2 protein-coding genes are annotated in these 1454 nt (G+C 58.0%); both read left to right on the top strand.

All coding sequences use genetic code 11. From position 1 onward, the window contains the following. Window positions 1-414, top strand: a 414-nt coding sequence (locus tag Q7T06_RS12460) for a phosphoribosylglycinamide synthetase C domain-containing protein (RefSeq protein WP_304785126.1), incomplete at its 5' end; no start/stop codon positions are given. Window positions 415-534: 120 nt separating this feature from the next. After that, complete coding sequence (gene hemF / locus Q7T06_RS12455; protein WP_304785125.1) at window positions 535-1446, top strand: oxygen-dependent coproporphyrinogen oxidase; 912 nt, start codon at window positions 535-537, stop codon at window positions 1444-1446. Window positions 1447-1454 lie beyond the last annotated feature (8 nt).

Raw genomic sequence — 1454 nt, 5'->3', positions numbered from 1 at the left:
TGCCGCATGGGCGACCCGGAAACGCAACCCATCATGGCGCGCCTGAAGACCGATCTGGTGACCGTGATGGAGCATGCAGTCAATGGCACGCTGGACACGATAGAGCTGGAATGGGACAGGCGCACGGCGCTGGGCGTGGTTCTGGCTGCGGCCGGCTATCCGGATGCACCGCGCAAGGGCGACCTCATCACCGGCATCCCGGCAGAAACTGTCGACACCGTGACCTTTCATGCCGGCACCACATTGAGTGACAAGCAATTGAGCACTAGCGGCGGTCGCGTGCTGTGCGTGGTCGGCCTGGGCGACAGCGTCAAGGTCGCACAAAAGCATGCCTATGACGTCATCGAGCATATACATTTCGACGGCGCGCAATTCCGTCACGATATAGGCTGGCGCGCACTGAAACGCATTTGATCGCAATGTTGATTTGATCCTGTCATTGCCGCTCAAAGGGAATGACAGGAACGGCCTTAGCGCTGGCACGGCGCATACACAGGGTACAATCCGCCCTACATCCTTTTTACCCTTTATATAGTGACTTCTTCCCCAACCTCGCCCGCTGCCGTTAAAGATTATTTGCTTGGCCTGCAGGAGCGCATCGTGGCTGCACTGGAAGAAGTCGACGGCCAGGCATTCGGTACTGATGCATGGCAGCGCCCGGAAGGCGGCGGCGGCATTTCGCGCATCATAGAAAACGGCCATGTCTTCGAACGCGGCGGCGTCGGCTTTTCGCATGTGATGGGCAAGAATCTGCCGCCATCGGCAGCGGCCAACCGGCCCGAACTCGCCGGCCGCAACTGGGAAGCGATGGGCGTGTCGCTGGTGCTGCATCCACGCAATCCATACGCGCCTACTGTGCACATGAATGTGCGCTTTTTTACCGCGACGGCAGAAGGTGAAGAGCCGATCTGGTGGTTTGGCGGCGGCATGGATTTGACGCCGTATTACGGCTTTGAAGAAGATGCGCGACATTTCCATCAAACCTGCCGCGATGCGCTGCAGGCTTTTGGCGATGAACTGCATCCGCGCTACAAGAAATGGTGCGACGATTATTTTTACCTGAAGCACCGGCAGGAGCCGCGCGGCGTAGGCGGGATCTTCTTTGACGACTTGAATGAAGGTGGTTTCGAGCGCTGCTTTGCGCTGCAGCAAAGCGTAGGCGACCATTTCATCGCATCGTATGTGTCCATCCTGAAAAAGCGCAAGGATATGGCATATGGAGAGCGCGAACGCGACTTCCAGACATACCGGCGCGGCCGCTATGTCGAGTTCAATCTGGTGTTCGATCGTGGCACCCTGTTCGGCCTGCAATCGGGCGGCCGCACCGAGTCTATACTCATGTCGATGCCACCAGTGGTAACATGGCGCTACAATTGGCAGCCGGAAGCCGGCAGCCCCGAAGCAAAACTGACTTCCGACTTCCTGATTCATCGCGAATGGGTCTGAAGTGAAGG

Source organism: Herminiimonas sp. (assembly GCF_030645555.1).
Taxonomy (GTDB): domain Bacteria; phylum Pseudomonadota; class Gammaproteobacteria; order Burkholderiales; family Burkholderiaceae_D; genus Oxalicibacterium.
This window is presented reverse-complemented; position numbering and strand designations above follow the sequence as displayed.